Source organism: Mesorhizobium sp. P2_A12, assembly GCF_056405075.1.
Window position 1 is genome coordinate 212,282 of record NZ_JBFUCU010000003.1, and the last position, 24,635, is coordinate 236,916.

23 protein-coding genes and 1 pseudogene are annotated in these 24,635 nt (G+C 63.0%); 7 read left to right on the top strand and 17 right to left on the bottom strand.

Annotated elements, in window-relative coordinates; all coding sequences use genetic code 11:
• Positions 1-2 precede the first annotated feature (2 nt).
• Positions 3-2,891, top strand: coding sequence for an EAL domain-containing protein (locus tag AC1DZU_RS08575; RefSeq protein ID WP_477283635.1), 2,889 nt, complete (start codon positions 3-5; stop codon positions 2,889-2,891).
• A gap of 355 nt (positions 2,892-3,246) precedes the next feature.
• On the opposite strand, the gene AC1DZU_RS08580 is transcribed toward AC1DZU_RS08575, so the two are convergent.
• The gene (locus AC1DZU_RS08580) at positions 3,247-3,855 is read right to left on the bottom strand and encodes a YqgE/AlgH family protein (RefSeq protein WP_091576862.1); all 609 of its coding nucleotides are present in this window, start codon (positions 3,853-3,855) and stop codon (positions 3,247-3,249) included.
• A gap of 169 nt (positions 3,856-4,024) precedes the next feature.
• On the opposite strand from AC1DZU_RS08580, the gene AC1DZU_RS08585 reads away from it, so the two are divergent.
• The 3 genes from AC1DZU_RS08585 to AC1DZU_RS08595 all read left to right on the top strand — a co-directional run bounded on the left by AC1DZU_RS08585 (position 4,025) and on the right by AC1DZU_RS08595 (position 6,051).
• A complete protein-coding gene (locus tag AC1DZU_RS08585; protein WP_477283637.1) occupies positions 4,025-4,831 on the top strand; it encodes a protein-disulfide reductase DsbD domain-containing protein in 807 nt (268 codons plus the stop codon).
• A 186-nt stretch (positions 4,832-5,017) separates the two neighbouring features.
• A complete protein-coding gene (locus tag AC1DZU_RS08590; RefSeq protein ID WP_477283639.1) occupies positions 5,018-5,500 on the top strand; it encodes a redoxin family protein in 483 nt (160 codons plus the stop codon).
• Positions 5,501-5,571: 71 nt separating this feature from the next.
• Positions 5,572-6,051, top strand: coding sequence for a DUF2938 domain-containing protein (locus AC1DZU_RS08595; RefSeq protein ID WP_477284194.1), 480 nt, complete (start codon positions 5,572-5,574; stop codon positions 6,049-6,051).
• Between the two features lie 7 nt (positions 6,052-6,058).
• Here AC1DZU_RS08595 and AC1DZU_RS08600 read toward each other — a convergent pair.
• The 13 genes and pseudogenes from AC1DZU_RS08600 to coxB all read right to left on the bottom strand — a co-directional run bounded on the left by AC1DZU_RS08600 (position 6,059) and on the right by coxB (position 16,317).
• Positions 6,059-6,651 (bottom strand): annotated as a pseudogene (locus tag AC1DZU_RS08600) (histidine phosphatase family protein).
• Positions 6,652-6,693: 42 nt separating this feature from the next.
• Positions 6,694-7,224, bottom strand: a complete 531-nt coding sequence (gene rnhA / locus AC1DZU_RS08605; RefSeq protein WP_477283641.1) for a ribonuclease HI — start codon at positions 7,222-7,224, stop codon at positions 6,694-6,696.
• Positions 7,221-8,183, bottom strand: a complete 963-nt coding sequence (locus AC1DZU_RS08610) for a homoserine kinase (RefSeq protein ID WP_477283643.1) — start codon at positions 8,181-8,183, stop codon at positions 7,221-7,223. Before AC1DZU_RS08610 ends, rnhA begins: the two co-directional genes overlap by 4 nt.
• A 5-nt stretch (positions 8,184-8,188) precedes the next feature.
• Positions 8,189-9,199: a 4-hydroxy-3-methylbut-2-enyl diphosphate reductase gene (gene ispH / locus AC1DZU_RS08615; RefSeq protein ID WP_477283645.1), complete on the bottom strand. Its 1,011-nt coding sequence runs from the start codon at positions 9,197-9,199 to the stop codon at positions 8,189-8,191.
• Between the two features lie 79 nt (positions 9,200-9,278).
• Positions 9,279-10,034 carry an SURF1 family protein gene (locus AC1DZU_RS08620; protein WP_477283647.1) on the bottom strand — a complete coding sequence of 252 codons (756 nt, stop codon included), beginning with the start codon at positions 10,032-10,034 and terminating at the stop codon, positions 9,279-9,281.
• Positions 10,031-10,417: a DUF983 domain-containing protein gene (locus AC1DZU_RS08625; RefSeq protein ID WP_477283649.1), complete on the bottom strand. Its 387-nt coding sequence runs from the start codon at positions 10,415-10,417 to the stop codon at positions 10,031-10,033. The genes AC1DZU_RS08620 and AC1DZU_RS08625 overlap by 4 nt, the downstream gene beginning before the upstream one ends.
• Positions 10,418-10,420: 3 nt before the next feature.
• A complete protein-coding gene (locus AC1DZU_RS08630) occupies positions 10,421-10,912 on the bottom strand; it encodes a L,D-transpeptidase family protein (RefSeq protein WP_477283653.1) in 492 nt (163 codons plus the stop codon).
• A 141-nt stretch (positions 10,913-11,053) separates the two neighbouring features.
• Positions 11,054-11,935 carry a cytochrome c oxidase subunit 3 gene (locus AC1DZU_RS08635; protein ID WP_184871398.1) on the bottom strand — a complete coding sequence of 294 codons (882 nt, stop codon included), beginning with the start codon at positions 11,933-11,935 and terminating at the stop codon, positions 11,054-11,056.
• 1 nt (position 11,936) lies between these two features.
• Positions 11,937-12,560 (bottom strand): cytochrome c oxidase assembly protein, encoded by a 624-nt coding sequence (locus AC1DZU_RS08640; protein ID WP_095091934.1) that lies wholly within the window; start codon positions 12,558-12,560, stop codon positions 11,937-11,939.
• A 7-nt stretch (positions 12,561-12,567) separates the two neighbouring features.
• The gene (locus tag AC1DZU_RS08645; protein ID WP_095091991.1) at positions 12,568-12,726 is read right to left on the bottom strand and encodes a hypothetical protein; all 159 of its coding nucleotides are present in this window, start codon (positions 12,724-12,726) and stop codon (positions 12,568-12,570) included.
• A gap of 2 nt (positions 12,727-12,728) precedes the next feature.
• Positions 12,729-13,673, bottom strand: a complete 945-nt coding sequence (locus AC1DZU_RS08650) for a heme o synthase (RefSeq protein ID WP_477283656.1) — start codon at positions 13,671-13,673, stop codon at positions 12,729-12,731.
• Between the two features lie 77 nt (positions 13,674-13,750).
• Positions 13,751-15,403: a cytochrome c oxidase subunit I gene (ctaD, locus tag AC1DZU_RS08655; protein WP_184871401.1), complete on the bottom strand. Its 1,653-nt coding sequence runs from the start codon at positions 15,401-15,403 to the stop codon at positions 13,751-13,753.
• 38 nt (positions 15,404-15,441) lie between these two features.
• Positions 15,442-16,317, bottom strand: a complete 876-nt coding sequence (gene coxB, locus AC1DZU_RS08660; protein WP_477283658.1) for a cytochrome c oxidase subunit II — start codon at positions 16,315-16,317, stop codon at positions 15,442-15,444.
• A gap of 366 nt (positions 16,318-16,683) precedes the next feature.
• On the opposite strand from coxB, the gene AC1DZU_RS08665 reads away from it, so the two are divergent.
• The 3 genes from AC1DZU_RS08665 (at position 16,684) to AC1DZU_RS08675 (ending at position 19,831) form a co-directional block, all read left to right on the top strand.
• Positions 16,684-17,208, top strand: coding sequence for an invasion associated locus B family protein (locus AC1DZU_RS08665; RefSeq protein WP_477283660.1), 525 nt, complete (start codon positions 16,684-16,686; stop codon positions 17,206-17,208).
• A 258-nt stretch (positions 17,209-17,466) separates the two neighbouring features.
• A complete protein-coding gene (tldD, locus tag AC1DZU_RS08670) occupies positions 17,467-18,879 on the top strand; it encodes a metalloprotease TldD (RefSeq protein WP_477283662.1) in 1,413 nt (470 codons plus the stop codon).
• 259 nt (positions 18,880-19,138) lie between these two features.
• Positions 19,139-19,831 (top strand): transglutaminase-like cysteine peptidase, encoded by a 693-nt coding sequence (locus AC1DZU_RS08675; protein WP_477283664.1) that lies wholly within the window; start codon positions 19,139-19,141, stop codon positions 19,829-19,831.
• Positions 19,832-19,913: 82 nt separating this feature from the next.
• Here AC1DZU_RS08675 and AC1DZU_RS08680 read toward each other — a convergent pair whose 3' ends face one another.
• The 3 genes from AC1DZU_RS08680 to AC1DZU_RS08690 all read right to left on the bottom strand — a co-directional run bounded on the left by AC1DZU_RS08680 (position 19,914) and on the right by AC1DZU_RS08690 (position 24,509).
• Positions 19,914-22,319 (bottom strand): caspase family protein, encoded by a 2,406-nt coding sequence (locus tag AC1DZU_RS08680; RefSeq protein WP_477283666.1) that lies wholly within the window; start codon positions 22,317-22,319, stop codon positions 19,914-19,916.
• Between the two features lie 187 nt (positions 22,320-22,506).
• Positions 22,507-23,748, bottom strand: a complete 1,242-nt coding sequence (locus AC1DZU_RS08685; RefSeq protein WP_477283668.1) for a class I SAM-dependent RNA methyltransferase — start codon at positions 23,746-23,748, stop codon at positions 22,507-22,509.
• Positions 23,745-24,509 carry a TlyA family RNA methyltransferase gene (locus AC1DZU_RS08690; RefSeq protein WP_477283670.1) on the bottom strand — a complete coding sequence of 255 codons (765 nt, stop codon included), beginning with the start codon at positions 24,507-24,509 and terminating at the stop codon, positions 23,745-23,747. The genes AC1DZU_RS08685 and AC1DZU_RS08690 overlap by 4 nt, the downstream gene beginning before the upstream one ends.
• Positions 24,510-24,635 lie beyond the last annotated feature (126 nt).

Consider the following 24,635-nt stretch of genomic DNA (forward strand, 5'->3'; position numbering starts at 1 on the left):
TTTTGACGAATTTCCTGCGAAAAGGGCCGCTGTTCGCCTTTGTCCTCGCGACAATCCTGACACTGTGCGCGGCATCGTCGGCCTTCGCCGTCGAACCGATCAAGATTGCCCGCGACGACGTCGCGCTCGACCTTTCGGGCGCCGTCGAGATCTACCGGAACCAGGGCGAGAATTTCCAGGTGTCGACCGCTCCTGGGCCGGACGGCATCGTGCGGCGCATCGAAGTCGAGGCCAATGATGCGCGCTCGACCGGCGACTGGGCGGTGTTCGCGCTGGCCAACACCACCGACCAGCAGCTCGACCGGCTGATCGTCGCGCCGCATTTCCGGCTGGTGAATTCCGGCATCTTCTGGCCCGATCTCGGCTCGACGCGCATCGCCGCCATCACCCCCAGCGAGGGCTTCGCTCTCGACCGCCAGACCAGCCCCGACGCCGACGTGTTCCGCGTGACGCTGAATCCGGGCACGGTGATCACCTTCATCGCCGAACTGGCTTCGCCGAAACTGCCGCAGGTCTATTTGTGGGACCCGGAATCCTACAAGGACTCGGTCAATTCCTACACGCTGTTTCGCGGCATCGTCATCGGCATCGCCGGCCTGCTGGCGCTGTTCCTGACCATCCTTTTCGTGGTCAAGGGAACCTCGATGTTCCCGGCGACCGCGGCGCTCGCCTGGGCGGTGCTGGCCTATATCTGCGTCGATTTCGGCTTCCTCAACAAGATCATCGAGATCTCGCCCGGCAACGAGCAGATGTGGCGAGCAGGAACCGAGGTGGCGCTGGCGGGGACCTTCGTGGTGTTCCTTTTCGCCTATCTCAACCTCAACCGATGGCACGGCCATTTCAGCTATGGCGCGCTGGTCTGGATCCTTGGACTGCTGCTGATCGCCGGCGTCGCCATCGTCGATCCTGCGGTCGCCGCCGGCATCGCCAGGCTGTCCTTCGCCGCCACCGCGCTGACCGGGCTCGGCCTGATCATCTTCCTCGGCATACGCGGCTACGACCGCGCCATCATGCTGGTGCCCAGTTGGGTCATGGTGCTGTTGTGGCTGTGCGGGTCGTGGATGGCGATCACCGGCATGCTCGACAACGACATCGCCCAGCCGGCATTGGGCGGCGGGCTGATCCTGATCATCCTTCTGATCGGCTTCACCGTCATGCAGCACGCCTTTGCCGGCGGCGCGCTGCACCAGGGCCTGTTCTCCGACCTCGAGCGGCAGGCGCTGGCAGTGGCCGGATCGGGCGATACGGTGTGGGATTGGGACGTGCTGCGCGACCGCGTCGTCACCAAGCCCGATGTCAGCATCCAGCTCGGCCTGGCGCCAAACAGCCTTGGCGGTGCCGCGCGCAACTGGCTGCCGGTGCTGCATGCCGACGACCGCGACACCTTCCGCACGACGCTCGACGTGGTGCTGGAACACCGGCGCGGCCGGGTGTCGCAGAACTTCCGCCTGCGTGGTGCCGACGGCCACTATCACTGGTTCTCGCTGCGCGCGCGGCCGGTGATCGGGTCGGACGGCGAAGTCATTCGCTGCGTCGGCACCATGGTCGACGTCACCGAGCAGAAAAAATCCGAGGAGCGTCTGCTGCACGATGCCGTGCACGACAATTTGACCGGGCTACCGAACCGCGAACTGTTGATGAACCGGCTGGAAGCGGTCATCTCGATCGCCCGCACCGAAGAAAAAGTGCGCCCGACCGTCTTCGTCATCGACATCGACCGTTTCAAGCAGGTCAATGACGGGCTCGGCATCTCGGCCGGCGACACCATCCTTTTGACCATTGCGCGCCGGCTGCACCGGCTGCTCAAGCCGAAGGATTCGCTGTCGCGTTTTGCCGGCGATCAGTTCGCACTGATGCTGTTGTCCGAGCAGGATCCGTCCCGCATCGCCGCCGTCGCCGACGCCATCAAGCATGCCATCAACAACCCGATCACCTTTGCCAAGCGCGAGATCGTGCTGACCGCATCGATCGGACTGATCACCTGGAACTCGACGCAGATGTCGGCCGAGGACATGGTCAAGGACGCCGAGCTTGCCATGCATCAGGCCAAGCGCTTCGGCGGCGACAGGATCGAGCCGTTCCGCCCGGCCTTCCGCACCGTCGGCACCGACAGGCTGCAGTTCGAATCCGACCTGCGCCGCGCCATCGAGCGGCGCGAATTCACGCTCGCCTATCAGCCGATCGTGCGTCTGGAGGATGGCAGCGTCGCCGGCTTCGAGGCCTTGCTGCGCTGGGACCATCCGCGTCGCGGCATGATCCCGCCGGCGGATTTCATCCCGGTCGCCGAAAGCTGCGGGCTGATCGTGCAACTCGGCCTGTTCGCCATGCAGCAGGCGGCCGAGGACCTCGCCGGATGGCAAAAGCAGATCGGCGACGCGCCGCTGTCGGTCTCGGTCAACCTGTCCAGCCGCCAGCTCATCCGCCGCGACCTGGTCAGCGACGTCCGCTCGGTCATCGCACGCGCCAATCTGAAGCCGCGCTGCTTCCGGCTGGAGCTCACCGAATCGTTGGTGATGGATAATCCCGAGCAGACGGCCCATGTGCTGACCAAGCTGAAACAGCTCGGCATCGGCCTGTCGCTGGACGATTTCGGCACCGGCTATTCCTCACTGGCTTATCTGACGCGTTTTCCCTTCGACACGATCAAGATCGACAAGAGCTTTGTCGACGACAACACACCCAAACGCGCGGTGCTGCTCAAATCCATGGTCAACATGGCGCATGAACTCGGACTGTCCGTGGTCGCCGAGGGCATTTCGGACGAACGCGACGCGCTGGAGTTGCGCCAGATGGGCTGCGAATATGTGCAGAGCTTCATGTTCGGCGCACCGATGCCGGGCGACCAGGTGCTGAAGACGCTGAAGGAACAGTATCCGCTGACGCAGGCGTGACCGGATTTCACGCGGGTCGCTCAAGCCTGCGGCGGTTTTGGGACATGCCTTGGAATTGGCCGAAACGACCATCACTTCGTCATCCTGGGGCGAAGCAAGGAGCGAAGCGACGCAGCACAGACCCCGGGTCCATGCCGGGACCTCAAAGCGCCGCGACGCTGCAGAGCTCTGTTTCGCTGCATTCTTCACCAAGGGTCACGGCATGGATCCTAGGGTCTCCGCGACGGAGCTTCGCTCCTGCTTCGCCCTAGGATGACGAAGTTGGGAAGCTTCGGCCAATCTCGAAACTTCGTAAAGGTTCGCCGACTCCACAGGCCATATCCTGGCCGCCAACAGGCCCGTAACCCTTCGACGGTCAGGCGTGTCCGGCGGCGAGGCTGAGATGGGCGAGGTCGATGCCGATCGAGGCGAGGATGCGGTCGTACTTGCGCTCAATGTCGGTGTCGAACAGAAGCTCGGCGTTGGCCGGGCAAGTCAGCCAGCCATTCTCGGCGATCTCGGTCTCCAGCTGGCCGGCGCCCCAGCCCGAATAGCCGAGCGCCATCAGCGCGTGACGGGGTCCACGGCCAGACGAAATGGCGCGCAATATGTCGACTGTCGCGGTCAGGCAGATGTCGTCCGAAACGGTCAGCGACGATTCCACCCTGTAGTCGCCCGAATGCAGGACGAAACCCCGGCTGCGATCGACGGGCCCGCCATTGCGCACGACGAAATCGCGAGCCTGCGCCGGCAAGCGGATCGCTTCCTGTTCGTTCATGATGCCCAGCTGCACGAGCAGGTCCGGAAACAGCATCTGCTGTGTCTGGTTGATGATCAGCCCCATCGCGCCTTCATCGCTATGCGCGCAGACGTAGATGACCGAGCGCGTGAACCGGTCGTCCTTCATGCCGGGCATGGCAATCAGGAACTGATCGTCGAGAAAACCGCGGCTGGCGGCCGTCTTCTTGTGGCGCAACAAGTCCATGACAGCAAAGGTAACGCGTTTCCAAAGCGCCGAAAAGATGCACCGTGCGGGATTCGACCAAAGCCTATGTGACCAGGCGGAGCATTCTTCCCTCGAGGTCACGCAAATATGATACCGGCAAGGTCATGAAAACATTGCGCGGCCACGAACGGACGATCAAATCACCGCCATGCAAAGCTTGAAAATCCTGCTGCTCGCCGCCGCCATCGGATCGGCAACCGTTCTTCCCGCCGCCGCTTCATCATCGTCGTGGTACAACAGCGAAGGCGGCAAGGTCCGGCTGGTGACCAGCGGCAAGGCCGATGCCGCCGGCCGCATCCAGGGCGTTCTCGACATAGCGCTCAAGCCCGGCTGGAAGACCTACTGGCGTGACCCGGGCGACGCGGGCGTGCCGCCGCAGCTCGACATTTCAGCCAGCACGAACATCGCCGACGCCCAACTTTCCTTCCCGGCGCCGCAGCGTCATGACGAAGGCTATGGCAAATGGGCAGGCTACGACTATCCGGTTTCGCTGCCGGTCGTGTTCACCCTGTCGGCGGCCAAAGATCCAGCCGTCATCGACGCCGACATCTTTCTCGGCATTTGCGAAACGATCTGCATTCCGGTGCAGACGCGGCTGACCGTCGACCCCGGCTCCGACCCGGACAATGCCGAAGACACGGCGCTGGTGAAGGCGAGCTTCGCGGCGTTGCCCACACCCGCAAGGTCCGATTTCGGCATCAACGTGCTGCCGGGTGACCACGAGACGCTGGTTGTCGAGGCGAGCTTTCCCGGCGATCCGGAGGCGGCGGATTTCTTTGTCGCCGGCGAGCGGGATTATATGTTCGGCACCCCTGCCCGCAGCGAAAAGGACGGCAAGCTGATCTTCACCGTGCCGATCCTCGACCGCCCGTCGACAACGCCGACGGATGGCGGGCTTCACTATACGCTGACAAGTTCGGCCGGCGCCGTCGAAGGGCTGTTGCCGTTTCCCTAAAGCGCGCCGCATTGAAAGGATCCATGCGACGCGCCTTAAGGTCTTCTCTTTGTCCATGTCGTGGTGCCAAAACCGCTGCTCACTTTTGGGCGACATGGACTGAGGCCGCTCCTTGACGGTTGCAGAGGGCCGTCGAGTTCGCTACGCAATCACACGACCTCCCCCAATTTCCCAGACGAGGAACTCATGACCATTTCCGTTGGCGACAAGCTGCCTGATGTGACCTTCAAGACGATGACCGCCGACGGCGCGAAGCCGATCACGTCGGCCGAGATTTTCACCGGCAAGAAGGTTGTGCTTTTCGGTGTTCCGGGCGCCTTCACGCCGACCTGCAGCAACAACCATCTTCCCGGCTATCTCGAGAACCATGACGCCATCCTGGCACGCGGCGTCGATACCATCGCCGTCGTTTCGGTCAACGACGTCCACGTCATGGGCGCCTGGGCGCGCTTCACTGGCGGCGAAGGCAAGATCCTGTTCCTCGCCGATGGCAGCGGTGACTTCGCCAAGGCGGTCGGCCTCGACAACGACCTTTCCGCAGCCGGCATGGGACTGCGCTCGAAGCGGTTTTCGATAATCGTCGATGACGGCAAGGTCACCGCGCTCAACGTCGAGACCAAGCCCGGCGTCGACGAGTCCGGCGCGGCTCATATTCTGGGACAGCTCTAAAATATCGGCGACAGCGTCGGGCCAGGGACCGCAAGGTCGCCTCGCCCGACAGCTTTCGGGGGACCGCGATGATGTCTGACATCTTCTGGCGCAGTATCGCGATCGGCATCGGCGCCACGGCGCTGATGGATATCTGGGCGATCTTCCTGAACACGGTGTTTGCTCAGCCACGACCGAACTGGGGCCTGGTCGGCCGCTGGGTGTGGCATCTCAGTGAGGGCAAGGTCTTCCACGACGATATCGGCGATGCAAAGCCGTACGCGCAGGAAGTGCCGCTGGGCTGGGCCTTTCATTATCTTGTCGGCATCGTCTACGGCATCATCCTGGTCGCGCTGGCGGGAACGGCATGGCTGGCGGCGCCAACCTTCCTGCCTGCCTTCATCCTCGGCATCGTCACCGTCGGCGCCGGCTGGTTCCTGCTGGCGCCTGGCATGGGCGCCGGCTGGGCCGCCTCGAAACGCCCCAACCCGATGCAGATCCGCGCCCTCAACCTCGTGTCGCACACGGTGTTCGCGCTCGGGCTTTACGGCACGGCGCTGCTGATCCGCTGAACCGAAGTTAATCGTCGCGACGCTGCACCGGTGCGTCGATCGGCTGCCATCCGTGGACAAGGCGGCGTGCGCCGACATCGTAGGCGAAGTGGTTGCCGCCGCCCGCCGGCTGATCCTCTTCGCGGCTGATTTGCCGACCGCTGAGGGCGAGCAGCAGCAGCGTTCCGACGCCGCCATGGCCCACGAAGGCAATGTCGCCCGCGTCGGCGGCGCCGAGAACGGCGTCGACCTCGCTCACGATGCGATGCTGGGCATCGATGGCCCGTTCCCATCCGCGAATGCTGTCATGAGGATTGGCGAAGAACTGGTCCGCGACCGCTTCGAACTCCGATGGCGGCAAGAACCCCGTCGCCGAGCGGTCATTCTCATGCATCCTTTCCCTCACCTCGGTGGCAAGACCGAGATGCGTCGCAAGGATTTCGGCGGTTTCCAGCGCCTTGCGTTCAGCCGACGACACGATGCGCCGGATCGACCCAACCCAGGCTGGTCGAGCATCGCAACCGCTCTCGCCCGTCCAATGTCGGATAGCCCCCATTCCGGCACCGGAATGTTGGCATCGACCTGAACCTGGGGATGGGTGACATAGTGGAGGATCGGCATGATCGAGGCTCCCTGCCTGAGAGTGCTGACCTGCTCCTGAGTTCAATAACTCTGGGTTGAACGCCGCGCCTTCGCTGCTACCGGCTGTTTTGCCTGCGCAGCTGGCTTCGGCACTGCAGCGGGCTTGACCGGGCCTTTCTTGAACGGCGCCATGCCCTCGCGCGCGAGTTCGTCGGCGCGCTCGTTCTCGGCATGGCCGGCGTGGCCCTTGACCCAGTTCCAGGTCACCCTGTGACGCCTGTTGGCCTCATCCAGCGCCTGCCAGAGCTCACCATTCTTGACCGGCTTCTTGTCGGCGGTCTTCCAGCCGTTCTTCTTCCAGCCGTGGATCCACTTGGAAATGCCATCCATGACGTATTTGCTGTCGGTATGAAGGTCGACCGTGCAGGGTTCCTTCAACGCATTCAGCGCCGAGATGGCGGCGAGAAGCTCCATGCGATTGTTGGTGGTCTCCGCCTCGCCGCCGGAAAGCTCCTTGGTGGTGCCGTTGAAGCGCAGGATCGCGCCCCAGCCGCCAGGGCCAGGATTGCCCGAACAGGCGCCGTCGGTGAAGATCTCAACGTGTTTGCTCATGCCAATCCATATTCCGAAGGAGACCTGATCGCCCGATGGAATCGCATCCTGCGGATATATTCGGTCGGATCGCGTTTCATCACCAGCCCGCCATTGGGAACGGTCAACCAGTCGTAGAGCCGGGTCAGCATGAAGCGTAGCGCCGAGCCGCGCGCCAGCATCGGCAGCGCCGCCTTTTCCTGGTCGCTCAGGGGACGCACGCTCTGATAGCCAGCCAGCAATGCCTTGCCCTTGGTCAGGTTGAAGGAAAAATCCTTCTCGAAGCACCAGGCGTTGAGGCAGGTGGCGACATCGTAGGCGTAGAGGTCGTCGCAGGCGAAATAGAAGTCGATCAGGCCGGAAAGCTTCTCGCCGAGAAAGAAGACATTGTCCGGGAAAAGATCGGCATGGATGATGCCTTGGGGAAGGTCCTTCGGCCAGTTCCGCTCGAAGTCGGCGAAGTCGGCATCGACCTCGGCCGCAAGGCCCGGCTCAACCTCGTTGGCGCGGTCGCGGGCGGCGTTCCAAAGCTTGCGCCAGCCGTCGATGGCGAGCGCGTTCGGGCGCGTCATCGAGAAATCGGCTCCGGCCAGATGCAGGGCCGCCAGGGCCTTGCCGACCTCGCCGCAATGCGTCGATGTCGGCCGCCGCAGCGAGAGCCCTTCGAGGAATGTGATGATGACCGCCGGCCGGCCGGCGAGCGTGCCGATGACGCTGCCGTCATGCGCGGTCACCGGCAGTGGGCAAGTGACGCCTTTTTTGGCCAGATGACCCATCAGCCCGAGGAAAAACGGCAGATCCGCCTTGTCGACGCGCTTTTCATAGAGCGTCAGGATGTACGAGCCGCTGGAGGTGTGCAGCAGGAAGTTCGAGTTCTCGGTGCCTTCGGCGATGCCCTTGTAGGACAGGAGATTACCGACCGGATAGTGCTTCAGGAATGCGCCGAGTTCGCCTTCGGCAACGTCGGTATAGACCGCCATATGCCTTACGCGGCTCCATTGACGAAAGCCATGTCGGCTCGCGTCAGTTCGACATCGCGCAGTACCCGCATGACCGGAAAATCCTCCGTTTCCGTGGCCGTGACGGCCAGGTCGATCGTGACGTCGAAGCGCTGGCGAAACGCGTCGATGATCTCGTCGACGATGATCTCCGGCGCCGACGCTCCAGCCGACAGGCCAAGCGTCGAGATGCCGGCGATGTCATTCCACGGAATCTCGGCGGCGCGCTGTACGAGAAGCGACATCGAGGCGCCGGCACGCTCCGCCACTTCGACGAGACGCCGCGAATTGGAAGAATTGGGCGCGCCGACGATCAGATAGAGATCAGCGCCGGCGGCAGTTTCCTTGACCGCCTCCTGGCGGTTGGTGGTTGCGTAGCAGATCGATTCCGCCGCCGGGGCATGCAATTGCGGAAAGCGATCCTGCAAGGCGCGGATGATGCCGGCGGTGTCCTCGACCGACAACGTGGTCTGGGTAACGAAGCCAAGCGCCTGCGGATCGGCAGGCGCAAGCTTCGCGGCATCTGCTTCGGTCTCGATCAGCGTCACCGCGCCGTCCGGCAGCTGGCCCATGGTGCCGATCACCTCCGGGTGTCCGGCATGGCCGATCAGCAGCACATGGCGGCCAAGCCGCTGGTGGCGCATCGCCTGCTTGTGGACCTTCGAGACCAGCGGGCAAGTGGCATCGAGATAGAAGAGGTTGCGCGCCTGCGCGTCCGCCGGAACCGATTTCGGCACGCCATGCGCCGAGAAAACGACCGGGCTCTGCCGATGCTCGGCCGGGATCTCGGAGAGCTCTTCGATGAAGACGGCGCCGAGGCTTTGCAGTCCCTCGACGACGTAGCGGTTGTGGACGATCTCATGGCGAACATAGACCGGCGCGCCATATTTCTTCAGCGCCAGCACGACGATCTGGATGGCGCGGTCGACGCCGGCGCAAAAGCCGCGCGGCTGGCAGAGCCGGATCGTCAGGGGGGGCTTGGTGGTTGTCTGAAGCATTAAATCCTGGCCGGTTGATCAAAGCCGAAATGAGGTGCCGACCCCTGCCCTGTCAAGTGCAAGGGGGCGACGGTCGCCTTCATTCCTCTTTCAAGGGGCGGCGAAGCCGCAGAATGAGCACGGCGGCGAGTGCGGCGGCGAGGCCATACCAGGTCATCGCATATTGCAGGTGGCTGTTCGGCAGATCGATGATGGTGACGCCGCCGACCGGCAATCCGCCCGGATTCGGCGTCTTGTCAGCGTCGATGAAAATCGGCACCAGCGTGGCGCCCGCCGGCAGCCCGGCGCTCGCCGCCATCGCGTCGCGGTCCTTCCAGTAGAAGATGTTTTTCGCCACGTCGTTGTCGGGAAGCATCATCGACGGCTTTGCCGGCAGCGGGTTGCGGGCGAGCCCGGTGACCGTCACCTTGCCCATCACCTGCCCCTTGGCGCGCTTGGCGGCATCCTTGAGATCGTAGGGTACGAAGCCGCGATTGATCAGCACGAAGCGGCCATCGCCGAGAGCCAGCGGCGTGTAGACGTTGAAGCCGGCTGCGCCTTCCCAGGTGGCATAGAAATGCCGTTCGCCGGAATGCAGGAAGGTGCCGCTGACGGTCACCGGCGTATAGTCGACGTCCCCGGTGGCGGCGAATTCCCTTTCGACCTCAGCGAGCGGTTGCGGCGCCGAGTGCGTACGCTGGTCGATGGTCTGCAGAAGGCCTTCCTTCCAGTGCAGGCGCTGGACCTGCCAGGTGCCGAGCGCCAGCAGGATCGCCAACAGCACCAGGCCAAGGCCAAGCAGCAATGCCGTCCTTGGCCGCGAGCGGACGCCAGCTCCAATGGATGCCTCGCTCATTCGCCGCGATCCAGCCGGCCCTCGGCCGCCTTGTTGCGGTATTGCAGCGTCAGCAGCACGCCCTTGATCAGCCGAAGCGCCGTCAGGCACAGCGCAACAGCCAGCGGGATCCAGAGCAGCAGATGCAGCCAGAGCGGCGGGCTCAACGTCACTTCGACCCAGAGCGCCAGGCCGACGATGATGAAACCAATGATCAGGATGACGAAGACCGCCGGCCCGTCGCCGGCATCGGCGTAGGAATAGTCGAGGCCGCAATTGGTGCAGCGCTTGCCAACGGTGAGGAAACCGGAAAACAACCGCCCCTCGCCGCAGCGCGGGCAGCGCCCGTGCAAGCCGGCCGAGATCGGATCGATCGGCGGCCAGATCGCCTTGTCGTCGCTCATTGCTTACCGCTCGATCTCGATCGGCGTCCCATCGGCCACCATCGCCCAGATTTCGTCCATGTCGGAGTCCGTAGCCGCAATGCAGCCGTCGGTCCAGTCGACCAATTGAAGCAGCCAGCCCCACCAGCCGAAACCGTTTGGCTGGCCGTGGATCATGATCATGCCTCCCGCATCGACATTGCGCGCTTTCGCGGCGGCCAGATCGTCGGCACTGGGATAGGAGATATGGATCGACTTGTGGGCGATGCTGTTCGGATTGCGCCAGTCGAGGACATAGCGCCCCTCCGGTGTGCGTTGATCGCCCTCCTGGTGCTTGTGCCCAAGCGGATCGCCGCCGAGCGCGATGCTGTAGCTTCGCAGGACCTTGCCGTCGCCAATCAGCTCCAGCCGGCGGTCCGACTTGTCGACACGCACCAGATCGACTTTCTCGCCAGCAAGGGCCGGCGCTGTGGCGATCATGCACGCGCAAATGGCACAGAGAAGAGTTAGCCGCATCGGCCATCGATCGGCGATCATTGCGCCGAAATGAAGAAGGCGGCCACGTCGCCGCGGCCGCCTTTCTTGAAATCCCTGGAGCCTGTTCCATCCCCATTTCTCGGGATGGGGCTCTATCCCTTTGTTTTGCTCAGGTCGAAATCAGTGGGCTTCGATCACCGCGCCAGCCGATCCCCAGACATAGATCGCTGAGAACAGGAACAGCCAGACGACGTCGACGAAGTGCCAATACCAGGCAGCCGCCTCGAAACCGAAATGCTGCTTGGGGGTGAAATCACCCTTCATCGCCCTGATCAGGCAGACCAAGAGGAAGATGGTGCCGATGATGACGTGGAAGCCATGGAAGCCGGTCGCCATGAAGAAGGTGGCGCCGTAGATGGAATCCTTGAAGGCGAACGGAGCGTGAATGTACTCGTAGGCCTGCACCATGGTGAACAGCATGCCAAGGCCGACGGTCAGCACCAGGCCGTTGATCAGCCCCTTGCGATCGCCATGGATGAGCGAATGGTGCGCCCAGGTCACCGTGGTGCCCGACAGCAGCAGGATGATGGTGTTGTAGAGTGGCAGGTGGAAGGGATCGAGAACCTCCATGCCCTTCGGCGGCCAGACACCGCCGGTAAACGCGGTGCGGGCGTATTGCTGCACTTCGCCCGGAAACAGGCTGGCGTCGAAGTAGGCCCAAAACCAGGCCACGAAGAACATCACCTCGGAGGCGATGAACATGATCATGCCATAGCGCAGGTGCAGTGACACGACACGCGTGTGATGGCCCTCATGCGCTTCCTTGATCGTGTCCGACCACCAGGCGAACATCGTGTAGAGAACAATCGCAAGGCCGATGAAGAACAGCCACGGATTGGCGATGTTGAAGCCGAAGATCGGGAAGTCGCCGGCCTTGAGATACTGCATCAGGCAGACACCGCCGATTGCGGTCACCAGCGCGCCGATGGACCCCAGGAACGGCCATGGGCTCGGGTCGACGAGATGGTAGTCATGGTGTGGTTTTGCGTGCGCGTCTGCCATATCAACCCCCGAGATTTGCTTCGGTATTCGAAATTGTCTTGCTGCTGCCTTGGACCGGCACTGATGAAGCGACCGGCTTGCTCTTCTCGACCGGGAACATCGTATAGGACAGGGTGATTGTCTTCACGTCCTTGAGTTCCGGTACATTCACGATATCGGGATCCACATAGAACACGACCGGCATGTCCAGCGTCTCGCCGGGCTTCAGCGTCGTATCGGTGAAGCAGAAGCACTCGACCTTGTTGAAGTAGGGCCCCGCCAGTTCCGGCTGCACATTGAAGGTGGCGCGGCCGGTAACGGGGCGATCGAACTTGTTGGTGGCCTGATAGTGCGCCTGCACGGTCTCGCCGATCTTCATCGTCATCGAACGATCGACCGGCTGGAAATCCCAGGGCACGCCGGCGATGTTGGCGTCGAAACGGACAACGATGTCGCGGTCGAGCACCCGGTTCGCGTATTGCTGCGTGGCGCGCCGCGTGGTGCCGCCATAGCCCGTCGCCTGGCAGAACATCTTGTAGAGCGGCACTGCGGCATAGGCCATGCCGATCATGCCGCCGAAGAAGGCAAGGCAGACAAACGCGACGACGCGGTTGGTGTTCTTCCTGCTGGCGGTCACCTGGCTCATTGTGTTCTCACATCGAGCCGGGGTGATGACCGAATTTCACGATCGTCGCGATATAGAAAATGATCACCAGCACCGCCAACGCCAGGCCGATGGCGACAGAACGATTGCGTCTGGCTTTCCTCTGCCGCTCGGTCAGCGTGACCAGCTCAAGTTTTTCTTCGATCATGGTCATGCTCCACCCATGGCAAGCGCGCGCTCGACGACGCTGTCGGCGAGATAGGCAGCGAAGATGGCGAAGAGATAGAGCAGCGAATAGGCAAACAAGGCCTTGGCCGGCTTCATCACGCGGTCGTCGTCGGTCATGCCGAGCACTTTCCACGCGTACCAGACGAAACCCAACCCAAGCAGCACGGCGGCCACGCCATAGACCGGCGTGGTGTAGCCCAGGATCCATGGCAGCACGCCGACCGGCGCCAGCAGCAGCGCATAGACAAAGATCTGGCGGCGGGTCGAAGCCTGGCCGGCGACGTTCGGCATCATCGGAATGCCGGCGCGGGCATAGTCCTCGGACTTGAACAGCGCCAGCGCCCAGAAATGCGGCGGCGTCCACAGGAAGATGATCAGGAACAGGACAAAGCTTTCCAGGCTGACGCTTCCGGTCACCGCGGCCCAGCCGATAACAGGCGGAATGGCACCGGCGGCGCCGCCGATGACGATGTTCTGCGGCGTCCAGCGCTTGAGCCACATCGTATAGACGACGGCATAGAAGAAGATGGTGAAGGCCAAAAGCGTCGCCGACAGCCAGTTGACCAGCACGCCCAGCGTCATCACCGACAGAACCGACAGCACCAGCCCGAAACTCAGCGCTTCACCCGGCCGGATGCGGCCAGCCGGCACCGGACGAGAGGCGGTGCGCGTCATCACCGCGTCGATGTCGGCATCGTACCACATGTTAAGCGCGCCGGACGCCCCGGCGCCGATGGCGATCGACAGGATGGCGATCACCGCCAGTAACGGATTGATGGTCACAGGCGCCGCGACCAATCCGACGAAGGCGGTAAACACCACCAGCGACATGACGCGCGGCTTCAGCAGGGCGAAAAAATCGCCCGCCGTCGCTTCCGACATGCGGAAGCCCGCTTCGTCAATGCTGGTTTCGTCGACTAGGGCCATGCGTACTCAAGTCCATCGTTCCGTTTGGCCAAAACCGCCGGCAGGCCGGCGGTTTCGATTCCATGGAGGCTGCCGCCTTACTTGATCTTCGGCAGCTGCTCCCACTGGTGGAAGGGCGGCGGCGAAGGCAGCTGCCATTCCAGTGTCGTGGCGCCTTCGCCCCACGGATTGGCACCGGCGACCCGCTTCTTCTGGAAAGCCTCGAACACGCCGTAGAGGAAGATCGCCACACCGACGGCCGAAATATACGAGCCGTAGGACGACACCATGTTCCAGCCGGCAAACGCGTCGGGATAGTCGATCGTGCGGCGCGGCATGCCGGCCAGGCCGAGGAAATGCTGCGGGAAGAAGATCAGGTTGACGCCGACGAAGGTGACCCAGAAATGGGTGTTGGCGATGGCGAAGGAATACATGTAGCCGGTCATCTTCGGGAACCAGTAGTACCAGCCGGCGAAGATGGCGAAGACCGCGCCCAGCGACAGCACGTAGTGGAAGTGCGCGATCACGAAATAGGTGTCGTGCAGCGAACGGTCGAGACCGGCATTGGCCAGCTGGACGCCGGTGACGCCGCCAATCGTGAACAGGAAGATGAAGCCCAGGGCCCACAGCATCGGCGGCTTCAGCGAAATCGATCCGCCCCACATCGTGGCGATCCAGGAGAAGATCTTCACGCCCGTCGGCACCGCGATGACCATCGTGGCGAAGACGAAATAGCGCTGCGTGTCGAGCGACAGGCCGGTCGTGTACATGTGGTGGGCCCAGACGATGAAGCCGACCGCGCCGATGGCGACCATCGCGTAGGCCATGCCGAGATAGCCGAACACCGGCTTCTTCGAGAAGGTCGAGACAATATGGCTGATGATGCCGAAGCCCGGCAGGATCAGGATGTAGACTTCAGGGTGACCGAAGAACCAGAACAGGTGCTGGAACAGGATCGGATCGCCGCCGCCGTCGGGCGCGAAGAACGTCGTACCGAAGTTGCGGTCCGTCAGAAGCATGGTGATGCCGCCGGCAAGCACCGGAAGCGACAACAGCAGCAGGAAGGCGGTGACCAGCACCGACCAGGCGAACAGCGGCATCTTGTGCATCGTCATGCCGGGCGCGCGCATGTTGAAGATGGTGGTGATGAAATTGATGGCGCCAAGGATCGACGAGGCACCGGCAATGTGGATCGACAGGATCGCCAGATCCATCGCCGGCCCGGGCTGGCCCGAAGTCGACAGCGGCGGATAAAGCGTCCAGCCGCCACCGACGCCATAGGCGCCAGGCGCGCTCGGCATGAAGGCCGAGGCGATCAAAAGCAGGAAGGCCGGCGGCAGCAGCCAGAACGAGATGTTGTTCATGCGCGGGAAGGCCATGTCAGGCGCACCGATCATGATCGGCACCATCCAGTTGGCAAAACCGCCGATCAGGGCCGGCATGACCATGAAGAAGATCATGATCAGCGCGTGCGCGGTGGCAAAGGCGTTGTACATGCTCTTGCCGCCGTCGATCGCGGCATCGCCGTTCATGCCGTAGACCATCTGCGCGAGGCCGCTGAAAATCTGGATCCCCGGCTCCTGCAGCTCCATGCGGATGGCAACCGACAAGGCACCGCCGACAATGCCGGCGAAGATCGCAAAGATCAGATAGAGCGTGCCGATGTCCTTGTGGTTGGTGGAATACACCCACCGGACCCAGCCGTGATACGGCTTGTGGTCGTGGTCGTCGTGAGCTGCAGCGTCTGCCATGTTCCGCTCCGTTCCCTGATCTTTTATTGGCCGCGGCATCAGTTGCCGGCAGCCGCTACCTTGTTCTGGCCGTCGACCTCAGCCATCAGCGCCTTGTTGGCGCCCGGCAGGTTGGTCTTGGCTTCCGCCAGCCAGCTTTTGAATTGCGCGTCGGAGACGACGCGGATGGCGATTGGCATGAAAGCGTGATCCTTGCCGCAGAGCTGCGAGCACTGGCCGTAGTAGAGGCCTTCCTTGTCGGCCTTGAACCAGGTCTCGTTGGTGCGGCCGGGAACCGCGTCCATCTTGATGCCGAACGAGGGCATGGCGAAGGAGTGGATCACGTCCGTTGCGGTGACCAGGACGCGGGTCATGGTGTTGACCGGCACAACCATCTCGTTGTCGACGGCGAGCAGGCGCGGATAGATCTTGCGATCTTCCTTGCCGGCAGCTGCCCGGTCGGCTTCCTGCAGGATCGCGGAGTTGAAGGAAATCGTGTTCTCGGTCTGGTATTCGTAGTCCCAGTTCCACTGGTTGCCGGTCGCCTTGACGGTCAGCTTTGCGTCTTCCGGCGGCGTGTATTGCGCGGTCAGCAGCTGGAACGAAGGAATGGCGATGCAGAGCAGGATGACGACCGGGCCGACGGTCCAGATCACCTCGATCAGCGTGTTGTGGCTGGTCTTGGAGGGAACCGGGTTCACGCTCGCGCGGAATTTGAGGATACAATAAGCAAGCAGACACAGCACCAGTATGGTGATCGGGACGATGAACCACATCGTGTAGTTCCCGAACCACTCGATCTGCCGCATCATATCGGTCGCCGGCGCCTGGAAGCCGGTCTCCCAGTCCCTGGGCTGATCGGCATGGGCGGATGCGCCGGCGAAAAACGTGGCAGCGGCAATTGCGCCTGCTAGGAATTTTCTCATCGCCCTCATCGTCTCCCAGTTCCTCGCGGCTGTGCCCACGAGAATATCGAACAATGCCGGGACGGGAATCCCGACTGTCTCAAGGTGGTTCAAACCATACTCTTTTTCCCTCCGCAAGAAAGGAGCGGGCGAAACCGTGCGGCATTTTTGCGCGCAAGCCCGGATGTGCCTTTGAAGGCAACGGCAACGGTCCCGAATCGCATATGTTCGGCCAATGGCCACATTCCTGCGGGCCGGGCGTACCAACGTCGCAATTCGGGCGAAATTGGCAGGGAAAAGCGCCGTATTGGCCTTTTCGGGGCAGACCGGTTGCGGTCTCGTCCTTTACTTGGCTTTGGCGCGGCTTAAAGTGCCGTGATTCGCAATGGAGCCGTCATGAACTCTTGGCTTTCGAGAACCTTGGCGAAGGTCATCTTTCTCACCGCCTTGTCCGCGATGGGCCTGTACGGCACGGCCAATGCCGCGCAGCCGAGCGGCACCGTCCGCTCGACGCACGGCGCGTGGTCGATCATCTGCGACACGCCGGCCGGCGCCACCTCCGAGCAATGCGTGATGATGCAGAACGTCGTCGCCGAGGACCGTCCTGAGATGGGGCTCTCGGTGGTCGTGCTGCGCACCGCCGACAACAAGGCAGAGATCCTGCGCGTGCTGGCGCCGCTCGGCGTGCTTTTGCCCAACGGGCTCGGCCTCAATGTCGACGGCAAGGACATCGGCCGCGCCTATTTCGTGCGCTGCTTCCAGGATGGCTGCTATGCCGAAGTCATTCTCGAAAAGCCGCTGCTCGACACGCTGAAGACCGGCACGTCGGCCACCTTCATCGTCTTCCAGACCCCGGAAGAAGGCATCGGCATCCCCGTCGACCTCAAGGGTTTCGCCGACGGTTTCGCCGCCCTGCCCTGAGAGCTTGGCGCTTGCGAAGAATCCAACGTCAGGATGGATGTCAGCTTCCTTGGAGGCGTCACCAGGGCCAACCTTGAGGAACAGTTCTCGAACTGGGATTCAATGGCCAGCGACATCAAGGACTTCATCAGCCAAAAGTAACGTCGACGAATTGTCGGCGGTCGCATTTGTCTTCACAATGCGGCGGGGCGATTGTCTCGGCGCGCCTTCGCGCCTACATCGTGGCAAAGAAGCATTCCTCCTGTGAACGGACGCGCCATGAACAGCCAGATCGGCCAATTCGACATTTCAGACGATCGCATCAAGCAGATCGTCGCTGAGACCATCAGTGGCGCCGACGACGGCGAACTGTTTCTCGAATACAGCGAGAGCGAAGCGCTGATGTTCGACAACGGTCGGCTGAAGACGGCCAACTTCAACACCGACCAGGGGTTTGGCCTGCGTGCCGTCGCCGGCGAAGCCAGCGGCTATGCCCATTCCAGCGACCTTTCCGAGGCCTCGCTGCTGCGCGCCGCCGACGCTGTTTCAACCGTCAAGGGCGGCTATTCCGGCACGCTGGCCGCAGCGCCGGCCCGCACCAACCACCATCTCTATGGCGAAGAGAATCCGATCCCTTCGCCCTCCTTCGAGGTCAAGGCAAAGCTGCTGCAGGAAATCGACGCCTGGCTGCGCGCCGAGGATGCGCGCGTGCGCCAGGTTTCGGCCTCACTGTCCTCATCCTGGCAGCATGTCGAGATCGTGCGCGCCGATGGCCAGGTGGTGCGCGATATCCGCCCGCAGGTCCGTGTCCACGTCTCTGTCGTCGTCGGCGACGGCGACCGCCAGGAGAGCGGCTCCTACGGCATGGGCGGACGCAAGGCCTTCGGCGACTTCCTTGTCGAGGACAGCTGGAAGCACGCCGCCAAGGAGGCGCTGAGGCAAGCGCTGGTCAATCTCGAGGCCATACCGGCGCCGGCCGGCACCTTCGACATCGTGCTGTCCAGCGGCTGGCCGGGCGTCATGCTGCACGAGGCCGTCGGCCATGGGCTCGAAGGTGACTTCAACCGCAAGAAGACCTCGGCTTTCGCCGGCCTGATGGGCCAGCAGGTCGCCGCGAAGGGAGTGACAGTCGTCGACGACGGCACCATGCCGGAGAGGCGCGGGTCGCTCACCGTCGACGATGAAGGGACCCCGACGGCGCGCAACGTGTTGATCGAGGACGGCAAACTGGTCGGCTACATGCAGGATCGCCAGAACGCCCGGCTGATGGGCATGAATGCCACCGGCAACGGGCGGCGCGAAGGCTATGCCCACCAGCCGATGCCGCGCATGACCAACACCTTCATGACGGCTGGTGACATGGAGCCGGAGGAAATCATCGCCTCGGTCAAGAACGGTATCTATGCCGTCTCCTTCGGCGGCGGCCAGGTCGACATCACCTCGGGCAAGTTCGTGTTCGGCTGCACCGAGGCCTACATGATCGAGAACGGCAAGGTGACGCAGCCGATCAAGGGCGCGATGCTGATCGGCAACGGGCCGGACGCCATGCACCGCGTTTCCATGATCGGCAACGACATGAAGCTCGATACCGGCATCGGCATGTGCGGCAAGGCCGGACAGGGCGTGCCGGTCGGCGTCGGCCAGCCGCATCTCAGGATGAACCAGATGACAGTGGGCGGCACGCGGGTTTGAGCGCACCTGGTGCGGCCGACCATGCCAGACCCAAAATCGTCATTCTGACAGGCGCCGGCATTCCGCTGAATCGGGCGTCGCAACGTTGCTTGATCCTGTCGGGGTTCAGGGCCAAAGACGGCGCTTTCCAGCTGAATCCCTGTCGGCACCTTGAAGCGAACACAATCCACGTTAGGAAATTATTAAGTCTCTAACTGCCTGGGCTGCCTTTTGCGCACGAACGCAGCACCAGCTTCCTTGTTGCGGTGGTGTTTCGGCAATGCGGCATGTCTCCGGCGTCCTGACTTCGTCTTTCCTGCTTGGCTTGGTTTCGTTGATTGGTGCGACCTCGCTGCAAGCCAGCCCGGCGGAGGCACAGTCAACTTTGTTCAAGTCGCGATCGACGCAATCTTCCACGGCAGGGCTGCGCTCTGCCACCGTCGGGGCAAGCACCAGCGTCCCCTACGGTCGGGTCGATTTCTGCCATCGCCGACCAAAAGAGTGCAAGGTGCCCACTCTGCCGGCCGCGAATGTCAAGCTGACCGCGCAGAACCTGCGCATCCTCAAGCGGATAAATCAGAAGGCGAACAGCTTCATCAAACCGGTCAGCAATTTCGACCACTGGGGCACGATGGTGGACCACTGGGATTACCCCGTGGACGGCAAGGGCGACTGCAAGATCTACGCCCTCTACAAGCGCAAGCTTCTTCTGGAGGCGGGATTCCCCCGGCAGGCGCTGCTGATGACCGTGGTGCGCGACCTGGACAATGAAGGCCACACCATCCTGACGGTGAAAACCGACAAGGGCGATCTTGTCCTCGACAATCTGGTCGACGAGATCAGACCTTGGAATGCGACGGGCTATTACTTCCTCAAACGCCAGTCCCAGCGGAACCCAAACACATGGGTGTCGATCAACCAACGGGGCGGCACGTCGAAAACCCTCACGAATGTTTCCAAGCTCGTAGACTGAGCGGCCTGCCAGACCAGAGCGCTTCAGCTTTTTGAAGGTTCGGTGCCCGGCGACCGGCGGGCAAACCCTGCCTCACTCCTGCCTACTGCTTGCATGGAGGCTCGCCCGGGTGTCCGCAGGCAGGCTTCTTGTTGCCTCGGGGTGGCTGCGGATTGGGCTGTTGCGGCGGACGCCGCTCCTGAACCTGGGGCTTGGGCTGAGCATGGAACTCCGGCTTCGGCGGCTTGGAGAACACCTTGACGTTCGGCTTCTCCTGCAGCTTGAGTTGGCGCTGCGGATTCTCGTTCGGCTTGTTGACCTTGAAATTCCGCTGGACGTTGACTTGCGGGCCGGCGGAGCCTCCGCCGCCGTTCTGGGGCTTGCGGAACTTCTTGTTCCCGTTTCCCGGAGCCTGATCACTCGGTCCGACAACGGCCTGGCCGGCGGACAGATCCTTGCGCGTCAGCTTCTTCGGCTTGCCGCCACCCTGGTCGGAGAAGACAGCTGGATTGTTCTTCTTGATCTTTTCCTGCACGTTCGGGCGCTGCCCGGCCGGTGCACCGTTGACGGTCGGCAGCTTGCTGAACTTGCCGTTCTTGCCCTGCCCATTGCCGGCTCCGTTCTGCTGGCCATTGCCCTGTCCGGTAACGGCAGCGCCGGCATTTCCCGTAGCCTGCTGGTTGCCGCCCGAGGTGCCTTGCTTGCCAAGCAGCTTCTTGGACTTATTGTTGGGCAAATTCTTGTTGTTGGGCAGATTCTGGCCGTTGAGCACCGGCGGTTTGCCGTTGACGAGTGGCAGCGTCTTGCCGTTCGCTCCCGGCAGGGTGTGATCAGTTGTGAGCGTCTTCGACGCCGGCTTTGAACCGGGGGGCTGCCGGCCTTGCGTCACACCTTGGCCGAGCTTGCCCGGAGCGGCAGGGTTCTGGTTAGAGAGCACGGCCTTCTTATGCAGCAGCGGCGGCAGCGCCACCTTGGTCGCGAGCGCTGCCGCGCCCAGTCCAACCGCGGCACCGGTCAGCTTCTGGCCGGTGGTGAGGCCACCGCCGCCCTGCCCTGCCTGATTGTTCTCGTTGTTGATCGTCGTGTTGTTGATGACGGTCGTGTTGTGGATGTTGTTGAAGATCACGTTATCGGGCGGCGGCGCAATGTTGTGCGGCGGGTTGACCCACACCGGCACCGGCACGAAAACCGGCACCGGCAGGACAAAGACATCGACTGCCGGCCGCGGCGGCGCCAACACGATGAAATCCGGCGGAGGCGGCGGCAGGAAGATCACCGCGACAGGCGGTGGTGGCTCGAAGTCGAAATCCGGATCGTCAAAATAGAGCACGGGCCGGTCGACATAGATGATCTCTTCCGGTGGCGGCGGCGGCACGTCATAGTCATAGACGGTAAAGTCCTCCGGCGGCTCCAGCGCTGCATCGAAATGCTCCAGCCGGCGGCGGGCATCCCAGGCATGCGGGCCGTGCGGATAGCGATCGAGGTAGGACCAGTAGGCTTCCGGGGTGTCCCGGAGCCAGGTTTCGCGCCAAGTGATTGCTTCACGCCGCGCAGCGATGATGGCACGTACGCGCTTGGCCATTGGATCGTGCGGGTAGGCGCCGACGAAATCCTCGTAACCGCCGAGCGTGTCGCGGTCGAGGGCCGCGACATAGGCGTCGCGGGCGTCGAAGTCGCGGATCTCTCTGGTTCGGTTGGCTTGGGACTCAGCCTCCGAGACCCTGGGCGCCGGCGCGTCCGGAGCGCGGTCGAAGAAGACGAAGGGCGCCGTGATCTTTGAGGCGCTCCACGGAACTTCCGCGCCCTGGGTCACCTCGTTGACGCGCAGGCGCGTGCGATCGAAAACATCTTCAAGCGGCAGGCCGCCTTCGCGCATCATCTCGGCCAGCGCCTGGGCATAGGCGCCGTATGGACCCTTGCCTTCAGGCGCGACCGTACCCGGGGCGGCGTTGAACGCAACAAGCATGTTCGGATCGGGATCGACCAGTGCGAGACCTCCGGCCAGCGGCTGGTTCGTCTGCGGGAATGCATCCGGCCGCGCCGCATCGAGCACGACGATATTGACCTTCGTCGGCAATCCAGCCAGCGACTTGGTGACATCGGAGAGCCGCATCCCCTGAAGCGGGACGTCGGTTGGATTGGCGATCTGGGCATCGACAGGCAAGAAGTAATTCTCGCCTTCGAACTGCACGCCATGGCCGGCGAGATAGATGAAGACGACCGCGTCAGGACCGGCAGCAGAAACCTTGCCAAGGAAATCGCGCAGCGCGCCGCGCAGCGATTCCTGGTCGACGTCGCGGGCACCGACCACATCGAACCCTGCCGCCTGCAAGGTCTGCGCGATCAGCCCGGCATCATTGGCGGGCGTCGCCAGCGCACCAGACGGATAGGCCGCATTACCGATGACGAAAGCGAGACGTTTTTCGCCCTGCGCGAGGGCACCCGTCGCCGAAGCGGCCACGACAATGGAGAGGAAGAGAAAGCCGAGGAATTTCTGGAGTGTCCGCATTTCTGGCCACCAAGTGAAGCAAACGGTGATGGACCAGGATGGTTCCTTCCTCCAGTGACTTCCGGAATAGACGGGCGCAAAGAGGCGGCTTCGCGGCGCGATTTCGGCAAACCCGCCCGACACGGAAACTTCAAGAAAATGTGATCATTTTCGGTTCGCGCGTGACCCGAGGGAAATGCGAACAGCGCTACCGCCTTCGTTTCGGCTTCTCCAGAAGCGCCACGGCCTCGACATGCGGCGACCACAGGAACTGATCGATCGGCGTCACGCTTTTCAACGTGAAGCCGCCGTCGAGCAGGATGCGCAGGTCGCGAGCCAGCGTCACCGGATTGCAGGATACGGCGGCAACGAACGGAACCTCCGAGCGCGCGATCTGCTTCGACTGGTCCTCGGCGCCGGCGCGTGGTGGGTCGAACACCAGGCCGTCAAAGCCATTCAATTCCTTGAAGGTCAGCGGTCGGCGGAACAGGTCGCGGCGTTCGCCCGTCACCCGCTTCAGGCCGGTCGCGAAGCGTGAGCCCCGGTCGAGCGCCGAAAGGGCGGCCGCGTCGCCTTCGACCGCATGGACTTCCGACTTCGCTGCCAGCCGCAAGGCAAAGCTACCGCAACCGGCGAACAGATCGGCGACCTTCTTGGCGCGCTTCAGATGTCCGCCGACGATATCGGCCATGGTCTGTTCGGCTGCATCGGTCGCCTGCAGGAAGGCGCCCGGCGGCACGGCGACCGCGACATTGCCGAACATGACCACAGGCTTCCTTGGCTCAATGATGATCTCGTCATCGATGGACAGCCTGGCGAATCCCTGAGCCAAGACGAAGTTAGAGGCCACCCGACGCTGGTTCTCGCCCAGTTTGCCCGACTCGTAGACCGCGACATCGAGGCCTGAACCTGTCACGGTGACCGCCAGCCGGAACGATTTGGTGGTGGCGCATACCAGTTCGGCGAGCGCCTTCAGCCGATCAAACGCGCTGACGATCTCGGGCAGCGAGATCGGGCATTCCGATATCGAGATGATTTCCGGCGACAGATGGCGATTGAAGCCGAGCAGCATGCCTGTATCGGTGCGCCGCGCGGCGAGCACCACACGGCGGCGTGTGTGCGGCGCGCAGGCGACCAGTTCGCCGACGTCGCAATCGATGCCCTTGCCCTTCAGGGCGTGCACCACCTTTTCGCGTTTCCATTGGCGATAGGCTGCGGCTTCGACATGCTGGAGCGCGCAACCGCCGCATTCGGTGAAATGGCGGCAGGCGGGATCAATGCGCAGCGGCGAAGCCTCCAGCACCGCCATCAGCATCGCGCGGTCTTTTTCGCGCGCGGCGGTGACGACCTCGCCGGGCAATGTGAAGGGAATGAACAGATCGCCGCTCTCGGTCTCGGCGATGCCGTCGCCCTGGGCGCCAAGTTTCCTGATGCTGAAACGCGCGCTCATCGATCCTTGATCCCACCGAGCAGGAATTCGCGATTGCCGTCGCCGCCTTCGATCGGCGACAAATGCAGGCCCAGCGAACGCCAGCCGGGAACGGCGTCCAACCAATCCTGCAGCAGGCCGGCGACCCGGGCGGCATCGTAGGGATCCTTCAACAGGCCGCCCTTGCCGATCGCTTCGCGGCCCGCTTCGAATTGCGGCTTGACCAGAAACATGGCGCCGGCACCAGCCTTCGCAATGGCGAGCGCCGGCGGCAGCGCCAGTTTCAGCGAAATGAAGCTGACATCGGAAACGATGAAATCCGGGACTCGGCCGGCCAGATCGGCGGCCGTGAGATCGCGCGCGTTCAGGCCCTCGATGACAGTCACACGCGGATCGTCGCCGATATCGGCATGCATCTGGCCATGCCCGACATCGATGGCGGTAACATGGGCAGCGCCGCGCTCGAGCAGCACCTGGGTGAAGCCGCCGGTCGAGGCGCCGAGGTCGAGCGCCTCGCGGCCGGCGGGATCGAGGCCGAAATGGTCGAGCCCACCGATCAGTTTCAGCGCCGCACGCGACACATAGCCTTGCGCTGGATCATCGATGGCGATCAGGCATTGCGGCGAAACGTTCTGGCCGGGCTTGCGGGCTATGACGCCGTCGACCATCACCGTGCCACGCTCGACCGCGTCGCGGGCGCGCGAACGGCTGGCAAACAGGCCGCGCTGGACGAGCAGGTCGTCGAGCCGCTGGCGGGGGCTGGCTGGCAAAGGCGAGTTCATCGGCCTTCATGGCGAAAGCCGGTCGCGAAGGCAAGGATATTGGGGCCGGACAAGGAACATCGTTCGAAAGCATGCGAACGCTTCAAGCCGCTGCGCCGCTTGCGAGCATCGCGTCGGCCCGGCACA

What these genes read in the sequence shown, in the direction of transcription:
- AC1DZU_RS08640 (WP_095091934.1), bottom strand. Translation starts at nt 12,560, where the DNA reads ATGAGCCAGGTGACCGCCAGCAGGAAGAACACCAACCGCGTCGTCGCG.
- AC1DZU_RS08610 (WP_477283643.1), bottom strand. Translation starts at nt 8,183, where the DNA reads ATGGCGGTCTATACCGACGTTGCCGAAGGCGAACTCGGCGCATTCCTG.
- tldD (WP_477283662.1), top strand. Translation starts at nt 17,467, where the DNA reads ATGAACAGCCAGATCGGCCAATTCGACATTTCAGACGATCGCATCAAG.
- AC1DZU_RS08680 (WP_477283666.1), bottom strand. Translation starts at nt 22,319, where the DNA reads ATGCGGACACTCCAGAAATTCCTCGGCTTTCTCTTCCTCTCCATTGTC.
- AC1DZU_RS08590 (WP_477283639.1), top strand. Translation starts at nt 5,018, where the DNA reads ATGACCATTTCCGTTGGCGACAAGCTGCCTGATGTGACCTTCAAGACG.
- rnhA (WP_477283641.1), bottom strand. Translation starts at nt 7,224, where the DNA reads ATGAGCAAACACGTTGAGATCTTCACCGACGGCGCCTGTTCGGGCAAT.
- AC1DZU_RS08690 (WP_477283670.1), bottom strand. Translation starts at nt 24,509, where the DNA reads ATGAACTCGCCTTTGCCAGCCAGCCCCCGCCAGCGGCTCGACGACCTG.
- AC1DZU_RS08635 (WP_184871398.1), bottom strand. Translation starts at nt 11,935, where the DNA reads ATGGCAGACGCGCACGCAAAACCACACCATGACTACCATCTCGTCGAC.
- AC1DZU_RS08665 (WP_477283660.1), top strand. Translation starts at nt 16,684, where the DNA reads ATGAACTCTTGGCTTTCGAGAACCTTGGCGAAGGTCATCTTTCTCACC.
- AC1DZU_RS08685 (WP_477283668.1), bottom strand. Translation starts at nt 23,748, where the DNA reads ATGAGCGCGCGTTTCAGCATCAGGAAACTTGGCGCCCAGGGCGACGGC.
- AC1DZU_RS08620 (WP_477283647.1), bottom strand. Translation starts at nt 10,034, where the DNA reads ATGAGCGAGGCATCCATTGGAGCTGGCGTCCGCTCGCGGCCAAGGACG.
- AC1DZU_RS08650 (WP_477283656.1), bottom strand. Translation starts at nt 13,673, where the DNA reads ATGGCCCTAGTCGACGAAACCAGCATTGACGAAGCGGGCTTCCGCATG.
- AC1DZU_RS08630 (WP_477283653.1), bottom strand. Translation starts at nt 10,912, where the DNA reads ATGCGGCTAACTCTTCTCTGTGCCATTTGCGCGTGCATGATCGCCACA.
- AC1DZU_RS08675 (WP_477283664.1), top strand. Translation starts at nt 19,139, where the DNA reads ATGCGGCATGTCTCCGGCGTCCTGACTTCGTCTTTCCTGCTTGGCTTG.
- coxB (WP_477283658.1), bottom strand. Translation starts at nt 16,317, where the DNA reads ATGAGGGCGATGAGAAAATTCCTAGCAGGCGCAATTGCCGCTGCCACG.
- ispH (WP_477283645.1), bottom strand. Translation starts at nt 9,199, where the DNA reads ATGCTTCAGACAACCACCAAGCCCCCCCTGACGATCCGGCTCTGCCAG.
- AC1DZU_RS08595 (WP_477284194.1), top strand. Translation starts at nt 5,572, where the DNA reads ATGTCTGACATCTTCTGGCGCAGTATCGCGATCGGCATCGGCGCCACG.
- AC1DZU_RS08625 (WP_477283649.1), bottom strand. Translation starts at nt 10,417, where the DNA reads ATGAGCGACGACAAGGCGATCTGGCCGCCGATCGATCCGATCTCGGCC.
- AC1DZU_RS08645 (WP_095091991.1), bottom strand. Translation starts at nt 12,726, where the DNA reads ATGATCGAAGAAAAACTTGAGCTGGTCACGCTGACCGAGCGGCAGAGG.
- ctaD (WP_184871401.1), bottom strand. Translation starts at nt 15,403, where the DNA reads ATGGCAGACGCTGCAGCTCACGACGACCACGACCACAAGCCGTATCAC.
- AC1DZU_RS08585 (WP_477283637.1), top strand. Translation starts at nt 4,025, where the DNA reads ATGCAAAGCTTGAAAATCCTGCTGCTCGCCGCCGCCATCGGATCGGCA.
- AC1DZU_RS08580 (WP_091576862.1), bottom strand. Translation starts at nt 3,855, where the DNA reads ATGGACTTGTTGCGCCACAAGAAGACGGCCGCCAGCCGCGGTTTTCTC.